Here is a 15,413-nt window from a genome sequence, read left to right on the forward strand (position 1 = left end):
TCTTATAACATCAGGAGTTTTTTTGTGCATTTTGTTGTAGCAATGTGCGAAACGCGCAATAGTAGCTTCTCGTCATTTTGTCCCAGCCAAATTGTGATAGGGTATAATGTCGAAACTGACTACGCCACTGTAAAAGACCATCGCTTTCTTGATCCAGCCTAGCCAAGCTGTATATCCAGGCTGAGGAATCTTCCGACTCAACCAGAAAACCATTTTTTCCATCCTGTATGGCATCCGTTATGCCTTCCAATGCGGAAGCAAACACAATCGCCCCGTGACTACTCGCTTCCAAACATACTAAGCCAAAACCTTCCATATCTCCCTTTACGGAGATGTTGGGCATGATGAATGCTGCTGCTTCTCTCAAAACTACTTGTAGCTCTGCTGTCGGAATTTTACCCATGTGACTCACTTTCATCGCGTACAAGGGATTTTGCAAAATAGACCGTAGCGCCCGTTGATCAGAAGGGTAACCAAGAAATAGCATGATCAGATTACACCATTTCGATGGTAAGATCGTTAATAGACGTTCGCCAAAAGTCGCTTTGAAAGCAAAAGGTCCGATCATCAGCACATGATATTTAGGATCTAATTGCGGAAGCACCTCTTTGATAAACCAAGAAAATCCCTTTCGCTTCACTGGTCTGCCTAGCAGTACCAAATACTTCTTACCGCATGGTATGTGATGCTTTTGTAGCAATAAATCTAGCGTGCTAATACTTGGATGCGTCGACCAGTCGTGATCGATTCCATTAGCAATTACCTTTACTCGATCACGATTTACTCCTCGAACAATAATCTCACGCGCTGTCGCTTCGCTAACGGCAATGATCAGATCGAAGCGATTAAACCTTGGAAGCACTTTGCGTTGGTAATACCGAAGGGGAAATACCACATCTAAGCCGTGTACAGTGACTGTCTTCTTCAAATGATCGTATCCGCTATGGTACAAAGCAAAGCTAGCGATAAGTCCGTCGTTAAAGTGAATAAGACGGATTTCCGGATGCTCGGCTACGATCTTCAATATGCGTCGGTTGAGTTTCCAAAAGAAATGCAAGATAGATTCAGAACCGTCATAGACGATTTGGTGTACCTGAGTGTACCGCTGCATGCCTATTATCAGTTCATAACTCTGCTTTTCCATACCGCCGGTGCCGGGGGGATATTTGTGACTAACAAATAGTATGGAGCAATTATTCATTGACGGTATACGGGGGCTTTATCTGTAGGTTTAAGAAAAAATAAGCTATACATCCTATCATAATCCAGACTAGCTGTCGAAATCTACGAATCAATGAAATACTAAACCAAATCGTAGCACTTTGTACACCTATTGCGGCCAAAACTATTTTGTTGCCAAATTCTTCTATACCGATCTGACCTGGTATAAATGCTCCTATATTTTTGATAAGAATAACACCCATATCCATTAAGATTGCCTGCATCATGGCGATATCTATGCCCAAAAAGGCTAACACGACATAGAATTCTAGACTACCAACTATCCAATGCAGTAAAGCGAGAGTAAAAGATATTATAAACGCGCTGCTATCTGAGCGTGCTGTCTTTTTTAAATCCTTTAAAGCTTGTATTATACGGCTTCGCATACGACCGATGGTTGTAGTAGCTGCGGCGTTTGATAGGGACAATGATGCGCAATAGCGCGTACGATAGATCCAGTAAAATAATCCGATTTGCACGGAGCACAATATGACTAATGCAATGTATATTAAAGATCTAAATCCGTCTAACAACACCGTGCTACCTGCGTAATAAAGTAACCAGATGAGTACCAATGTTGATAATAAAATCTGTGATAAAATCATTGTCATGCGTGATGATACCACCGAATTGGTTGCCGATCGTTCATTTATTTCGTGTCGCCGTAGATAATATATTTTAGTAAGATCGCCACCAATGATGCTGGTGGGGTTTAGTATTCCTACCATTTCTCCAATTTGTCGAATGAAGAAAAGCTGGAAGGAGTTTACCTTTTTGGAGTCATTGCCCAATAGCACTTGCCAAGATAGTGTGCCCAAGTAGTAGGCAAAGCCAGTGAGTGGCAGTATAAGCAGAATACCATATCCCACCTCTCGCAACATGACAAAAACAGCCTTAAGATCAATCTTACGCAGGAATTGTATCATGCAAATACAGACCGTAATAAGGATGATATACTTAAAGATTAGGATTAGCTTGCTTTTCCGATCCATTTGGCTTCTTTCTTACCAGCTAGCTTCGCTACGTCGTCAAAATAGCGCTTAGCGAGCGTCTCCCAGTCAAATTGTTGTACACTTGCCAAAGCACCGTCACGAATCCGGGCATACAATTCTGCATCTTCTAAAAGTTGCATGATATAATGCAAGTATTCTTCGGCATTCGTCGCATTACATTTGTAGCCGGTGATGCCATCCGAAACCAAATCGGCGCTGCCTCCACCATTGGCGATCACGCAAGGTAAGCCAGATGCCATCGCTTCTGTCACTACATTACCATACGTTTCGGATATAGAGGGAAATACAAAAACATCAGCAGATGCATATAGGACCGCCAAAGATTCGTGAGTTTGTTTCCCTAAAAAATATGCCGTAGGCATTTGTCGTTGCATTTCTTTCATTGCTGCGCCCTCTCCAACAACAATGAGATTATATGGTAACTCCTGCTTGTCGATCAATTTCGCCATTTCAATCAATGTTTGTATGTTTTTCTCCCATACCAACCGACTGGCGAATAAAATAGTGATGTTCTGATTACCCGTAATCTGATGCATCCGCTTGGGATTGCGACGTGCTGGGTTGAATAGCTGTAAATTTATGCCGCGTTGCCAAAGCGTCATACGTGCCGCGTGGATACCAATCTGCTCCAATCTGCTGAGCATGCTGGGCGTAGGTACATAAATCTTGTCACAGCTATTGTAGAAACGTAGCATTGTTGCCATCATCCATTTCATCACCGGCTTCTCCAAGATGGGCAGATTTTTGAGATAATAGGGAATGTAGGCTAAGAAATGAGTATGATAGATGCTAATCACCGGTATATTTCTTTTTTGTGCATAGCGTAATGCGAAGAATCCTAGTGCAGACGGTGTTGTAATATGAATTACGTCGGGTGCAAATTCATCTAACTGATTGTATAAGCGCTGTTTGGTCAGCCTGGGTAAGGCCATAGAATAGTCATCATTTACTGGTAGTCGGAGGCGAGCGGTTTTTATCGATTGGAAATTTCTTAACTGTTCTGGCCCGCTTCCATACACAAATAAATAACAGAACTTCTCCGGATCAATTCGATCCACTAATTGAAACAACGTTCGCGCAGCACCATCAAAATCTTGGATTAGGATCTCTGCAAAAAGTGCAACTTTTATCATAGGCCGTAGTTGTATAATTATAAAACTACCGTTCTAGTGTAAACTTGCGATTCGTTCAAAGTTAAACTTTAATTAATAGGCGTTTCGTAGTAGTTTATTGTTAGTATATTAGAAGGTATAAAGTTTGGAAAAATCGTAACAGTAAATTAGTGTAAACTTCACATGAGTTTTGTCAATTTGATTGTAGAACAGCACTTAAAAATAATGACCTGGACAAGTGTTTTTATTCCTTACGAGCGTTGGCGGCTCCTTTTAGGCATAGTACTTATCTTTGGTATTGTGATTTGGTATCTGGTCAATTACAAGCGTGCGATCGCCCGAAATACCTATGTTTATCCGGTACAGCACGAGCTATCCGAAGCGAATACCGGAACTTTAAATTTACTGACTTATAATATCGCTGGCCTGCCTCAAGTCATTTCCAGCGCCAAAACTCCGCGAGCTGAAAGTATACGAGCGATTGGACACAAAATTGATCAATTTGATCTTGTCAATGTACAGGAAGATTTCCACTATAACGTGGATCTTTATCAATACAACCAACATCCCTTTCGCACGGATACGAAGGGCAAAGTGCCATTTGGAGACGGCCTTAATACGCTTTCCAAATATCCAATCATGGAGCTGCGCCGCATTGCTTGGCAGCAATGTAGCGGTACAGATTGTCTTACGCCAAAAGGATTTGCTTATATGCGTGTACAGCTTGCCAAAGATGCATCTGTAGATTTGTATAATATACACGCTACCGCGCACGTAAGTAATGCTGCCGTACAAGCGCGTAGACATAATATGGAACAATTGGCAGCATATATCAACACACATTCAGAAGGAAATGCGTTGATTGTTATGGGAGATTTTAATGCGCACTATGCTTTTGTGGGAGATAACTTGCATGATTTTAAACATAGCACCGGAACAGTAGATCCTTGGGTAGATTTTTTCCTAGAAGGAAAGGTGCCAGAACCGTATGCTGACTTTATGATTCCACATAAATTGGAATTGACAACCGATATAGAATCAATTGATAAGATCTTATATCGGAATGGTAAAAACCTAAAATTAATTCCAAAAAGCTATGCGATCGAAGATGATTTATTCTCCACCGATAGTGGACAGCATTTGAGCGATCACCTTGCTGTATCTTTAAGATTGGATTGGGAATATATTTCCGATACTAGCATGCCTTCAAAACAATAACCTCGCGTATACCTGCTAATATTATAGCACAGGCATGATCAATTTCGTCTTCTGTGATGGTGAGCGGAGGTGCTAAGCGGAGTGCAGTTTCACAATGCAAGTACCAGTCGATCATTACGCCATGCGTCGCACAATAGTTGCTTACGGCATACACCTGATCAAAATTATCTAACTGCAAACACATCATTAATCCTAATCCACGTATTTCCTTGATTTGTGGAACAGCGAGTGCTTGTCGAAATCGTGCAGCCTTGTGCGCTACCTGATCAACCAGGTTTTCTTTCTGAATCACTTGCAGCGAAGCACGTGCCGCAGCACAACTAACCGGATGTCCGCCGAAGGTGGTTATATGGCCCAACATGGGATTGTCTTTAAACACGTCCATCATGTGCTTTGGCGCGACGAACGCGCCCAATGGCATACCACCGCCAATGCCTTTGGCAAGCAGCAATATATCTGGGACGATATCGAAATGCTCAAATGCAAACATCCTCCCGGTACGTCCGAATCCCGTCTGGATTTCATCAAATATTAATAATGTGCCTGTAAGCGTACATTTAGCGCGCAAAGCTTGTAGATAGCTGGCCGAAGGAACACGTACACCCGCTTCGCCTTGTATTGGTTCGATGATGACGGCAGCTGTCTGCGTCGTAATCATTTCCAAATCAGGCATGGCACCAAAGTTTATAAAAGATATATCTGGTAAGAGTGGGGCATACGCCCGATGATAATCTTCATTGCCAATCAAGCTCAATGCGCCTTGTGTACTACCGTGATAGGCCTTGTGTGCCGCGATAATCTGCCTTCGCCCCGTAAATTTTTTGGCTAATTTCATCGCTCCTTCTACCGATTCTGCTCCCGAATTGGTCAGATACACAGATTCGAATGAGTTGGGTAAGCAAGCTAACAGCTCAGTAGCAAAATGCACCTGTGGTGTCTGTACAAATTCGCCGTAAACAGTTACATGCAGGTATTTTTCTAACTGTTGCTGAATCGCTTCGATGACAGCCGGATGTCGATGACCAATATTACTAACGTTGAATCCAGATACTAAATCCATATATCGCTTATCATCTGGTCCGTAAAGATAGATTCCTTCCGCTCTCTCAACCTCTATCAGGCGTGGCGAATTAGATGTCTGCGCGGTATTACGAAGAAAGAGTTCTCGATTACTGATCATAAGTACAAAGGTACATGCGCTAAAACAAAGAAAGAAGCTTTAAAGCTTCTTTTCTATCGGTTTTTTCTACTCTGCAATTCGCGGTATAGCATATCTTTAAATTCCTGCTCCACCATAAAAAATTCGGAGGCTCGAGCAGATCCAATTACCTCAGCAAACTTGGAGCGATAAAGTTTCTTTAAGTCCACCTCTTTCGCGTCAAATTCTATCATATCATTGTTTCTGCGATCACTTTGGTTGGATAGCATATTACTTTTTGCAGATTTTACCGAGCGCATGCTCTTATTGTATTGATTGTACAATGGGAAAAAACGTTGCGCTTCTGAAGGGGTAAGGTTAAGATGCTTGGTTACATAAGCAACCTTCTGGTTCTCAATCTTATCGTAGGCTTCATCGCTTTGAGCATTGGCCCATGTCAACATGCAACACAAAGCCCCTATTGTACACAAAATATGATTCAATCGGGTCATTATAACATCTGGTTTATGTACGCTTCCAATTCCTGATCGTTATACTTCGAGCAGGCTTTCTCTTCGGCGTTTTCGTCATTGTCGTAAATATATTCCACGAAGTAATCTAGGTGGTCATGATCATTATTCAATGCGAGATAGCCAATCAATTCATCATCCGAGATTGCTTCAAATGACGGTTCGGCTAAAGCTTTTTGTGCGACTGGAGATACGTTTTCCTCCTTATTGAGCGTCATAAAAGCAGCTATCGAGAGCACAAATAATAGACAAGCCGCTGCGGTATACTTCATCCATCTGCGGATTGGAAATATCTTTGTGGCCTTGGCACTCGTGTTTTCTAACCTATTAGATTCGGCAGCTACACGCTGCATGATATTGTAATTCAGGGTCTTAAAATAGTCCTTATCAACTATTAGACCGTCAGAATCAGCAGATTCAAACAAAGTTTCCAACTTCACCGCCGACAAAATCTCTTGCGATGCTTCTTCAAAATAATGAGCAGGGACTTCAAATCCAGCATCTTTATCAGTTGAAAGCACTTCTTCTAAAGAAATGCGAAGCTTAATCTGATCGGCTAAATCCTGAAAATATGTCGGAGCATTCGCTGCGTCTGTCAGTTGCGCATCGTTTTCGTTAGCTGGAAGCTTACAAAGACGCCGGAGGTGTGCGGCTGTTTCCTCGAAATAATTGGAAGGCACAGTGAAGGGATTTACGCCAAGTAAATCAGGAAGTTGGCCTCCTTCTAGATTGTCGTCGTATGTGTTCAATTCCTTCATAATATGTCTATAGAGTGGGCCACCTGCAAAAGGTTTAATCGTTTGACCGAAAAAACAGTTCTATTTTTTTTACTGCTAGGTGATAAGATGCTTTAAGCGCGCCTACACTAGTTCCAACGATTTCTGATATTTCTTCATACTTCAAATCTTCGAAGTATTTCATGTTAAAAACCAAGCGTTGTTTCTCAGGTAATTTGAGCAGTGCTTGCTGCAATTTCATCTGTGCAGCATCACCATTAAAGTAAGAGGAAGCAGTCAGCGTACTCGACAAATAGGAGGAATCTTCCTCGTCCAGCGAGACGTGCTGTTTCTGCTTCTTCTTATTTAAAAAGGTGATACATTCATTGGTCGCTATGCGATACAGCCAAGTATATAGCTGAGAATCCTCTCTAAATTTTTCCAAATTGCGCCACACCTTCACAAAAACATCTTGTACCACATCGTCCGCATCATCATGATCGATCACCATGCGCCGTACGTGCCAATAGATTTTTTGCTGATATTTGTTGAGTAATAGATTGAAGGCTTCTTCTCTCGTATTCTCGTTGGCGAATTTGGCTATTATCAGAGCGTCTTCCATATATTACTTCCGAGTTATCACTTTGCGCGCAGCGGCAACGATAGCAGCAGCATTGAGGCCATATTTATCCATCAATTCATCAGGCTTGCCCGATTCGCCAAAGCTATCATCAACTGCAACATATTCTTGTGGGCTTGGCAAGTGCCGCGCCAATACTTGCGCCACGCTATCGCCTAATCCGCCTAATCTATTATGCTCTTCCGCCGTCACGACACATTTTGTTTTAGCAACGGAGGTCAAGATAGCCTCTTCGTCCAGCGGTTTGATTGTGTGTATATTGATGATTTCTGCCGAAATACCCAATTTTTCCAATTCTTCACCAGCCTGTATCGCTTCCCACACCAAATGCCCAGTTGCTACAATAGTTACATCTGTACCTTCGTTAAGCATCACGGCTTTGCCGATCACAAATTCCTGATCCGCAGGTGTAAAGTTGGGCACTACTGGTCGGCCAAAACGCAAATAGGTAGGTCCCACATGATCTACCAACGCCAATGTAGCTGCTTTTGTTTGATTAAAATCGCACGTGTTGATCACGGTCATACCAGGCAACATCTTCATCAAACCAATATCTTCTAGAATCTGGTGCGTAGCTCCGTCTTCACCCAGCGTCAATCCAGCGTGCGAAGCACAGATTTTCACATTTTTGCCCGAATAGGCAATGGATTGGCGGATCTGATCGTAAACCCTACCCGTAGAAAAGTTGGCAAAAGTACCTGTGAAAGGAATCTTATCGCTGATAGTCAATCCAGCAGCGATACCCATCATATTTGCTTCTGCAATACCGATTTGAAAGAAACGCTCTGGAAATTCTTTGATGAAATCATTCATTTTGAGCGAACCAATCAAATCGGCACATAATGCCACGACGTTTTCGTTTTTTCTGCCCGCCTCTAGAAGGCCTGCACCAAAGCCCGAACGTGTATCTTTAGATTCTGTATATGTGTATTTTTTCATTTTTTTTAAACTGTTGTGATTTTTTTAGTGATCCGATTGCTCGTCGCATTGTAGCAACTAATAATCGCCTAAGGTTTCTGGATTCTGCGCCAATGCCGAAGCTAGCTGCTCATCATTTGGAGCTACGCCATGCCATTTGTGCGATCCCATCATGAAATCTACACCATATCCCATTCCTGTATGCAATAATATCATAACTGGTTTACCTTTGCCCGAACGTGATTTTGCCTCATCCACGCCTGCGATAATTGCAGCCATGTCGTTACCTTTTTCGATATCCAACACATCCCAGCCAAACGCTTCCCATTTCGCACGAAGATCGCCTAAGCTCAATACATCCTTAGTAGCACCGTCAATCTGTGCCCCATTGTAATCTACTGCAGCGATGATATTATCCATTTTATTATGCGCAGCGTACATTGCTGCTTCCCAGATTTGGCCTTCTTGCAATTCGCCATCGCCCATTAATACAAATACGGTTTGGGGATCTTTATCTAATTTTTTGGCTTGTGCTGCACCGATGGCCACCGAAAGGCCTTGTCCTAATGAACCTGATGCAATACGAATTCCGGGCAAATGCTCATGTGTTGTCGGATGGCCTTGCAAACGTGAATCAATCTGTCTGAAAGTAGCCAGTTCTGAAGCTGGGAAATAACCTGCGCGCGCTAGCGTGCTGTAAAAAACCGGAGATATATGCCCATTGGAAAGGAAAAATAAATCTTCGCCAGCTGCGTTAAAATTAAATGAAGGGTCATGCTTCATGGCATGAAAATACAAAGCAACGAAATAATCGGTACAGCCCAATGATCCACCCGGGTGGCCGGATTGACAGGAATGAACCATACGCACGATGTCGCGCCTTACTTGGGATGCAATTTGTTCTAACTTAGTGATATCTGCACTCATTATGTATCAGTTTTTATCAAAATTTTCCTAATATACTTAATTTCCTAAAGAGTATTTGGATGAATTGCGAAAAACAAATGGTTTATTTACTTGATGTGTAGCCCTGCATTGCGCTATAATGAGAAAAGGGCATTGTGCTCTTGCACAATGCCCTTTCATATCTTGATGATTTGCTCAAAAAGGATTACATAGCTTCTGCCACGACTTCTTCCACATCAGGAACCATTCTTTTCAACAATCCTTCGATACCGGCTTTCAGGGTAATGGTAGATGATGGACAGCCGCTACATGAACCGCGAAGCTCCACCGTTACTATACCATTGTCAAAAGATTTGTAAGCAATCGCTCCTCCATCTTGTTCTACAGCAGGGCGGACATAATCGTGCAATACCTGTTGGATTTTGATTTCGGTCTCCGTTCCTTCAAACGAAACATTCTCATCGGCTACCACTTCTTGCACTTTCAATTCTGATTCTACAGCACCTTTCACAAATTCCTTCAGCAAAGCCTCAATATCGCTCCATTCCGCATCTTCTGTCTTCGTTACCGTCACAAAATTGCTCGCGAAAAAAACACCATTCACAAAGTTGAACTTAAATAATTCTCTTGCGAAAGGAGATGCTTGTGCTTTTTCCTGGTCCGGATAATCTACACTACCATTGATCAATAATTTATTGACCAAGAATTTCATCGTAGCCGGATTGGGGGTGGTTTCTGTATATACGTTTATCGTAGCCATGGTAATTTCAAATGAATATAACTTTTACAAATATACGGGATGCAAATTTGGCGCACGTCATTAATCCGTAAAACCTACCGCTTTCACGCCGATGTAGTTGCTCGGTGAGATCGCAATTAGTTCTTGTTTTACGTCTTCAGAAACATTTAGATTCTGTACAAATTCGGCAATGGTGGCTTTCGTAATATGTGTATTAGTACGCGTCAAATCCTTTAGTGCTTCGTAAGGCTTTGGATAGCCTTCGCGACGAAGGATAGTTTGGATAGCTTCGGCTACTACTGCCCAATTGTTTTCCAGATCTTTGGCCAACGCTTCCTCATTCAGGATCAATTTGCGCAAGCCACGTAGTGTTGATTTAAATGCAATCAGCGTGTGCCCAAATGGTACACCGACATTGCGAAGTACGGTAGAATCGGTGAGATCGCGCTGCAAGCGCGAAATCGGCAACTTGGCCGATAAGTGCTCGAAAATCGCATTGGCAATACCTAGGTTGCCTTCTGCATTCTCAAAATCAATAGGGTTTACCTTATGCGGCATCGCCGACGAACCAATTTGTCCAGCCGTTATTTTTTGTTTGAAATAATCGATAGAGATGTAAGACCATACATCTCGGCAGAGGTCGATAAGGATATTATTGATACGTTTCAACGCATCGCAGCTTGCCGCAAAATTATCATAATGCTCGATCTGCGTTGTCGTTTGCGAACGCGTTAAACCTAAGTTTTCTTGCACAAATTGATTGCCAAATGCCACCCAGTCGTGCGTCGGGTAAGCTACGGTATGCGCATTGAAATTGCCGGTAGCACCACCAAATTTAGCCGAATGTGGTACTTGCTGCAATAACTCAAGCTGTTTTTCCAAGCGCTCAACAAAAACATACACTTCTTTACCTAAAGTAGTTGGAGACGCAGGCTGCCCGTGTGTGCGTGCCAACATCGGGATAGTTTGCCATTCGGAGGCCAGGGTTTTCAATTCGCCAACTAATTCCTGAATCGTAGGCATATAAACTTCGTCCAAAGCTGCTTTCCATGAGTAGGGGATCGCCGTATTGTTGATGTCTTGCGAAGTCAACCCAAAGTGGATGAATTCTAGCGAATCATGTAGGCCCAATAATTCGAATTTGTGCTTCAAGAAATATTCTACCGCTTTTACATCGTGGTTCGTTACCTTCTCGGTGTCTTTAATCCATTGTGCGTCATCCAAGCTAAAGTTTTGGTATATCTCGCGTAGTTTGTCATTCAGACTGCCATCCAAGTGAGCCATTTGCGGAATGCCAGAGGTACTTAATGCAATAAAGTATTCTACCTCTACAAGTACGCGATATTTGATCAACGCAAATTCCGAAAAGTAGGCAGAAAGCTCGTTTGTAGTATGGTAATATCTGCCATCAATAGGAGTAACGGCAGTTAAAGGTGATAATGTCATGATAAACTATATTTGGGACTCAAAAATACAAAATTGCCCCTAGTTCGACAAGCATTATTTAGGTATGTAAAACAACAAAGGCCCATAAATGGGCCTTTGAAGTATTTCCGTTTTTAATTCGGATTACTGAACGTTCTCGATAGTGTCAGTAGTAACAGTAGTGTCAGTAACTACAGCAGTAGTATCCAACTCAACGTTTTCTTCGATCAACAAAGTAGTGTCAGCTGTTTCTTCAGTTTTTTCAGCAGAGTTGTTACAAGCTGCGAATCCTACTGTTAACGCTAGACCTAAAAATCCGAATTTGAATAAGTTTTTCATTTTACTAGTTTTCTATTTAATTAAAACAAATTTGTTTATTTAACCTTTAATACCGCACCATATGTTTAGGTAACCCACTAAATATATTTTATTTTTATTTTTTTGAAAGGCGCTTAAATAGAGGTGTATACGGTGATTACTTGGATACTGTTGTTTGTCGCGCTACACATTATCAAATATTAAAAACCATCTTTTTATATAATTGTTATTATCTCGTACAAATGTATCCCCTATGATTGGTAAGATAAAAAATATGCTAAAGTTCGCGAAGTCCGTTGATTTCAACGCACTCGAAAAACTATCTAATAAAGTTGATCTTAACGAAGTGATTTCCGCAGTCTCCAAAATGGATGAGAAGCAACTGCATATGGCTATGAAAATGCTTACGGGATCAAAGAAAAAGAAAGAATCGCCCCCAATAAATGCCGACTTTTATGGCGTCGAGCAGAAGATATCAGCAGAAGATCATGCTTTGAAGATGAAAGTGCGCGCCTTCCTCGAAGCAGAAATAAAACCGATCGTCAATAATTACTGGTTGCACGACGATTTTCCATTCGAAATTATTCCAAAACTTGCTGAGCTAAATGTGTGTGGGTACGTATATGAAGGCTATGGTTGTGCAGGAGGATCATCTTTGATGGATGGAATAATCGCTAGCGAATTTGGTCGTATCGATCCATCAATCGCAACTTTTCTAGGCGTACAAAGTGGCCTAGCGATGGGCTCTATCTATTTGTGCGGATCGGAAGAGCAAAAGCAAGAGTGGCTGCCGCAAATGCAGCAATTGAAAAAGATTGGCGCATTTGGACTGACTGAGCCAGAGGTCGGTTCTGGAACTGCTGGTGGATTGACCACCACTTGTAAAAGGACTGCGGACGGCTGGGTGCTCAATGGCCAAAAGAAGTGGATTGGAAATGCTACATTCTCGGATATAACAATAATATGGGCGCGTGATGTCGACGATAATCAGGTGAAAGGTTTTATTGTTCGTAAAGAGAATCCGGGATTTTCTGTCGAAAAGATCAAAGGGAAAATGGCTTTGCGGATCGTACAAAATGGATTGATTACGATGACCGACTGTAGGGTGCCAGAATCGGATCGTTTGCAAAACGCCAACAGTTTCCGTGATACAGCAAAGGTATTGCAGATGACGCGTGCAGGTGTCGCCTGGATGGCCGTTGGATGCGCACGTGGTGCTTACGAAAATGCATTAGAATACACCTTGAAGCGTGAGCAATTTGGTAAACCAATCGCATCATTCCAATTAATTCAGAATCATTTGGTCGAAATGTTATCTAATCTTACCGCAATGCAAACATTGGTGTTTCGCCTATCGGAGATGCAAGACGAAGGTTTGTTGAAAGATGAACATGCTTCATTAGCGAAGGTGTTTTGTACGTTGCGTACGCGAGATATCGTATCACGCGCTCGCGAGGTGATGGGAGGAAATGGTATTTTGTTAGAATACAACGTCGCCCGTTTTCTGGCAGATGCCGAAGCGATCTATTCGTACGAAGGTACTAAGGAAATTAATTCTTTAATCGTAGGTAGAAGTATTACGGGATTTAGCGCTTTCGTGTAGAAGTTCTTTTATGCCGTGTATGATATAAAGAAAGGCTGAACACATCCGATGTGTTCAGCCTTTCTTTATATAAACAAGCACGTATTACTTATTCTTTTTTTGGTTTTGTGCAGCCTGCTGTTGGCGCATCATATCTTCCATACGTTTTTGGAAAGAAGAAGTTTTCTTTTCAGCTTGTGGCTTCTTTTTGAAAGCTTCGATCTTCGCTAAGATCTTTTCATCGTCAATAAACTGGCGAATGATCACCTGAGTCAAGAACGTAAATACTGCTGCTAGGAAGTAATAATAGTTCAATCCAGCAGGGAAGTTATTCAGTAAGAAGAAAAACATTAACGGCATGATGTAGCCGATGTATTTCATTTGCCCAACGGCACCAGCACCCGATGTGGTATTGTTGTACCAAGTTGTTAATAATGTTGTGATCGTCATCAATACACACATCAAAGAAATGTGATCGATACCAAAGATGATCGGTGCAAATGAGATTGGCGAATCATAGGTCGACAAATCTTTTACCCACATGAATGATTCTCCACGTAACTCAAACAAATTAGGAAAGAAAAAGAAGAACGCTAGGGTAAACGGCATCTGCAATACCAACGGAAGACAGCCACCCAAAGGATTTACACCCGCTTGTTTGTACAGCTTCATTTGCTCCTGCTGTAGCAACATAGGATTGTCTTCACCTACTTTTGCTTTGATCTCATCTAATTGAGGTTTCAAGACGCGCATTTTCGCCATCGACAGGTACGATTTGTAAGTCAGCGGGAACATCGCGCCTTTCAATAAGATGGTCAAGATCAAGATCACTGCACCGTACGATAAAGCAAATCCGTCTAAGAAATCAAAAATTGGTACCGTGATGAAGCGATTGATCCAGCTGATCGGGCCCCAACCCATATTGATGATTTTATTGTAATCATGACCTTCGGCTTTCAACGTATTGTATTGATTCGGGCCAAAGAAGAAGTTTAAATTATAGCGTTCGTCTTTACCCGTATTTGCCAATTCGGTTTTGGCTTTGTAAAACTTCACAATACTGTCGCTCGTGCCTCCACGTACAGTCAATTCCACCTTGTCAAAACCTTCTTTACTGGAAAGGATATTGGAAAAGTAATGCTGCTTAAACGCGATCCAGTTTACCTTTTCTTCTACAGTTTCGTCATCATCTTTGCTCTCAGACAGATGATCAATATTACCCTCTACATCTCGATAATAAATCGATGATTTATCTCGTTCTGAAGAGATGTTCTTTTCTTTTTGCGTGAGAATTGTTTCCCAGTTTAAGAAAATACTTTTCGACTTCACATCGATCGTATTGTGGATGCCTTTTGTTTCGATGGCTAACCCGACATTGTAGCTATCGCTTTCTAAACTATAGATATAATCAATGTATTGCGAGTCAGAATAGTTGAGACGCATCGTCAATGAACCCTCGTTGGCACCTTGTGATTTGAAGTACAAATCATTGGTATTTACTGCCTTGCCGGGTACATTGAATTCAAGACCGAAACTATTGTGCTCACCACTGAATAAGATCAGCGGATTTCCATCAAAATTTTGCTGTCCTTTGAGTTCGACAGATTTGATACGACCACCTTTAGTAGAAACAAGGGCAATAATTTTTTCGTTTTCCAGTTTAATGAGCTCCTCACTACCAACGCTACTGGCGCCGAATGGCTCGTTCAATTTTGCGGAATCAACTTCGTTAGAAGCTACAATAGTCTGTAACGAATCTTTAACTGGCGCTAACCCTTGCTTTGCTCGCTCGGTAGAGTCTTGCCGAGCTTGCTCTGCTTTTATCTCTTGCTCCGAAGGCTTCATAAGGTAAAACGAGCCTGCGAAGATGGCAAATATCAGGATTAGGCCGATAATATTATTTCTATCCATTTTTATTTATTTTCTCTCTCTTTTTA

At 41.9% G+C, this 15,413-nt stretch carries 15 protein-coding genes; 2 read left to right on the plus strand and 13 right to left on the minus strand.

The features are described from left to right. Positions 1 to 10: 10 nt before the first annotated feature. The 3 genes from A0125_RS10355 to A0125_RS10365 are packed head-to-tail and all read right to left on the minus strand — an operon-like array spanning position 11 to position 3,367. Positions 11 to 1,144 (minus strand): glycosyltransferase family 4 protein, encoded by a 1,134-nt coding sequence (locus A0125_RS10355; protein WP_231863203.1) that lies wholly within the window; start codon positions 1,142 to 1,144, stop codon positions 11 to 13. Between the two features lie 49 nt (positions 1,145 to 1,193). Beyond that, the gene (locus A0125_RS10360) at positions 1,194 to 2,213 is read right to left on the minus strand and encodes a lysylphosphatidylglycerol synthase transmembrane domain-containing protein (protein WP_082785001.1); all 1,020 of its coding nucleotides are present in this window, start codon (positions 2,211 to 2,213) and stop codon (positions 1,194 to 1,196) included. Further along, on the minus strand, positions 2,192 to 3,367 hold the full coding sequence (locus A0125_RS10365; protein WP_066755417.1) for a glycosyltransferase family 4 protein: 1,176 nt from the start codon (positions 3,365 to 3,367) through the stop codon (positions 2,192 to 2,194). The genes A0125_RS10360 and A0125_RS10365 overlap by 22 nt, the downstream gene beginning before the upstream one ends. 162 nt (positions 3,368 to 3,529) lie before the next feature. Here A0125_RS10365 and A0125_RS10370 point away from each other — a divergent pair, with 162 nt between their 5' ends. Continuing rightward, positions 3,530 to 4,564, plus strand: a complete 1,035-nt coding sequence (locus A0125_RS10370) for an endonuclease/exonuclease/phosphatase family protein (RefSeq protein ID WP_231863204.1) — start codon at positions 3,530 to 3,532, stop codon at positions 4,562 to 4,564. Here the strand turns inward: A0125_RS10370 and A0125_RS10375 are convergent. From A0125_RS10375 to A0125_RS10415, 9 genes are all read right to left on the minus strand, one after another. Then, complete coding sequence (locus tag A0125_RS10375; protein WP_197464843.1) at positions 4,542 to 5,744, minus strand: aspartate aminotransferase family protein; 1,203 nt, start codon at positions 5,742 to 5,744, stop codon at positions 4,542 to 4,544. The genes A0125_RS10370 and A0125_RS10375 overlap by 23 nt on opposite strands. A gap of 53 nt (positions 5,745 to 5,797) precedes the next feature. Next, entirely contained in the window at positions 5,798 to 6,166 is a 369-nt protein-coding gene (locus tag A0125_RS10380; RefSeq protein WP_066755429.1) for a hypothetical protein, read from the minus strand. Between the two features lie 47 nt (positions 6,167 to 6,213). After that, positions 6,214 to 6,990, minus strand: coding sequence for a hypothetical protein (locus tag A0125_RS10385; RefSeq protein ID WP_066755432.1), 777 nt, complete (start codon positions 6,988 to 6,990; stop codon positions 6,214 to 6,216). Positions 6,991 to 7,024: 34 nt separating this feature from the next. After that, positions 7,025 to 7,570, minus strand: a complete 546-nt coding sequence (locus tag A0125_RS10390) for an RNA polymerase sigma factor (RefSeq protein WP_066755436.1) — start codon at positions 7,568 to 7,570, stop codon at positions 7,025 to 7,027. 3 nt (positions 7,571 to 7,573) lie between these two features. Next, a complete protein-coding gene (locus A0125_RS10395) occupies positions 7,574 to 8,527 on the minus strand; it encodes a transketolase family protein (RefSeq protein WP_066755439.1) in 954 nt (317 codons plus the stop codon). Positions 8,528 to 8,584: 57 nt separating this feature from the next. Next, positions 8,585 to 9,433, minus strand: coding sequence for a transketolase (locus A0125_RS10400; protein ID WP_066755443.1), 849 nt, complete (start codon positions 9,431 to 9,433; stop codon positions 8,585 to 8,587). Between the two features lie 184 nt (positions 9,434 to 9,617). After that, complete coding sequence (locus A0125_RS10405) at positions 9,618 to 10,172, minus strand: NifU family protein (protein WP_066755446.1); 555 nt, start codon at positions 10,170 to 10,172, stop codon at positions 9,618 to 9,620. A gap of 60 nt (positions 10,173 to 10,232) precedes the next feature. Continuing rightward, positions 10,233 to 11,597: an adenylosuccinate lyase gene (purB, locus tag A0125_RS10410; RefSeq protein ID WP_066755449.1), complete on the minus strand. Its 1,365-nt coding sequence runs from the start codon at positions 11,595 to 11,597 to the stop codon at positions 10,233 to 10,235. A 123-nt stretch (positions 11,598 to 11,720) separates the two neighbouring features. Further along, entirely contained in the window at positions 11,721 to 11,915 is a 195-nt protein-coding gene (locus A0125_RS10415; RefSeq protein WP_066755452.1) for a hypothetical protein, read from the minus strand. Between the two features lie 253 nt (positions 11,916 to 12,168). Here A0125_RS10415 and A0125_RS10420 point away from each other — a divergent pair, with 253 nt between their 5' ends. Next, positions 12,169 to 13,497 (plus strand): acyl-CoA dehydrogenase family protein, encoded by a 1,329-nt coding sequence (locus A0125_RS10420; protein WP_380883868.1) that lies wholly within the window; start codon positions 12,169 to 12,171, stop codon positions 13,495 to 13,497. Between the two features lie 84 nt (positions 13,498 to 13,581). Here the strand turns inward: A0125_RS10420 and yidC are convergent, their stop codons facing one another. Next, positions 13,582 to 15,387, minus strand: coding sequence for a membrane protein insertase YidC (yidC, locus tag A0125_RS10425; RefSeq protein WP_066755458.1), 1,806 nt, complete (start codon positions 15,385 to 15,387; stop codon positions 13,582 to 13,584). Positions 15,388 to 15,413: the final 26 nt, after the last annotated feature.

Source organism: Sphingobacterium populi (assembly GCF_001586775.1).
In the GTDB taxonomy this organism is placed as follows: Bacteria; Bacteroidota; Bacteroidia; order Sphingobacteriales; family Sphingobacteriaceae; genus Sphingobacterium; species Sphingobacterium populi.

Coding starts and splice junctions, on each gene's coding strand:
- A0125_RS10355 (WP_231863203.1), bottom strand. CDS start 1,144: ATGGAAAAGCAGAGTTATGAACTGATAATAGGCATGCAGCGGTACACT.
- A0125_RS10360 (WP_082785001.1), bottom strand. CDS start 2,213: ATGGATCGGAAAAGCAAGCTAATCCTAATCTTTAAGTATATCATCCTT.
- A0125_RS10365 (WP_066755417.1), bottom strand. CDS start 3,367: ATGATAAAAGTTGCACTTTTTGCAGAGATCCTAATCCAAGATTTTGAT.
- A0125_RS10370 (WP_231863204.1), top strand. CDS start 3,530: ATGAGTTTTGTCAATTTGATTGTAGAACAGCACTTAAAAATAATGACC.
- A0125_RS10375 (WP_197464843.1), bottom strand. CDS start 5,744: ATGATCAGTAATCGAGAACTCTTTCTTCGTAATACCGCGCAGACATCT.
- A0125_RS10380 (WP_066755429.1), bottom strand. CDS start 6,166: ATGTTGACATGGGCCAATGCTCAAAGCGATGAAGCCTACGATAAGATT.
- A0125_RS10385 (WP_066755432.1), bottom strand. CDS start 6,990: ATGAAGGAATTGAACACATACGACGACAATCTAGAAGGAGGCCAACTT.
- A0125_RS10390 (WP_066755436.1), bottom strand. CDS start 7,570: ATGGAAGACGCTCTGATAATAGCCAAATTCGCCAACGAGAATACGAGA.
- A0125_RS10395 (WP_066755439.1), bottom strand. CDS start 8,527: ATGAAAAAATACACATATACAGAATCTAAAGATACACGTTCGGGCTTT.
- A0125_RS10400 (WP_066755443.1), bottom strand. CDS start 9,433: ATGAGTGCAGATATCACTAAGTTAGAACAAATTGCATCCCAAGTAAGG.
- A0125_RS10405 (WP_066755446.1), bottom strand. CDS start 10,172: ATGGCTACGATAAACGTATATACAGAAACCACCCCCAATCCGGCTACG.
- purB (WP_066755449.1), bottom strand. CDS start 11,597: ATGACATTATCACCTTTAACTGCCGTTACTCCTATTGATGGCAGATAT.
- A0125_RS10415 (WP_066755452.1), bottom strand. CDS start 11,915: ATGAAAAACTTATTCAAATTCGGATTTTTAGGTCTAGCGTTAACAGTA.
- A0125_RS10420 (WP_380883868.1), top strand. CDS start 12,169: ATGCTAAAGTTCGCGAAGTCCGTTGATTTCAACGCACTCGAAAAACTA.
- yidC (WP_066755458.1), bottom strand. CDS start 15,387: ATGGATAGAAATAATATTATCGGCCTAATCCTGATATTTGCCATCTTC.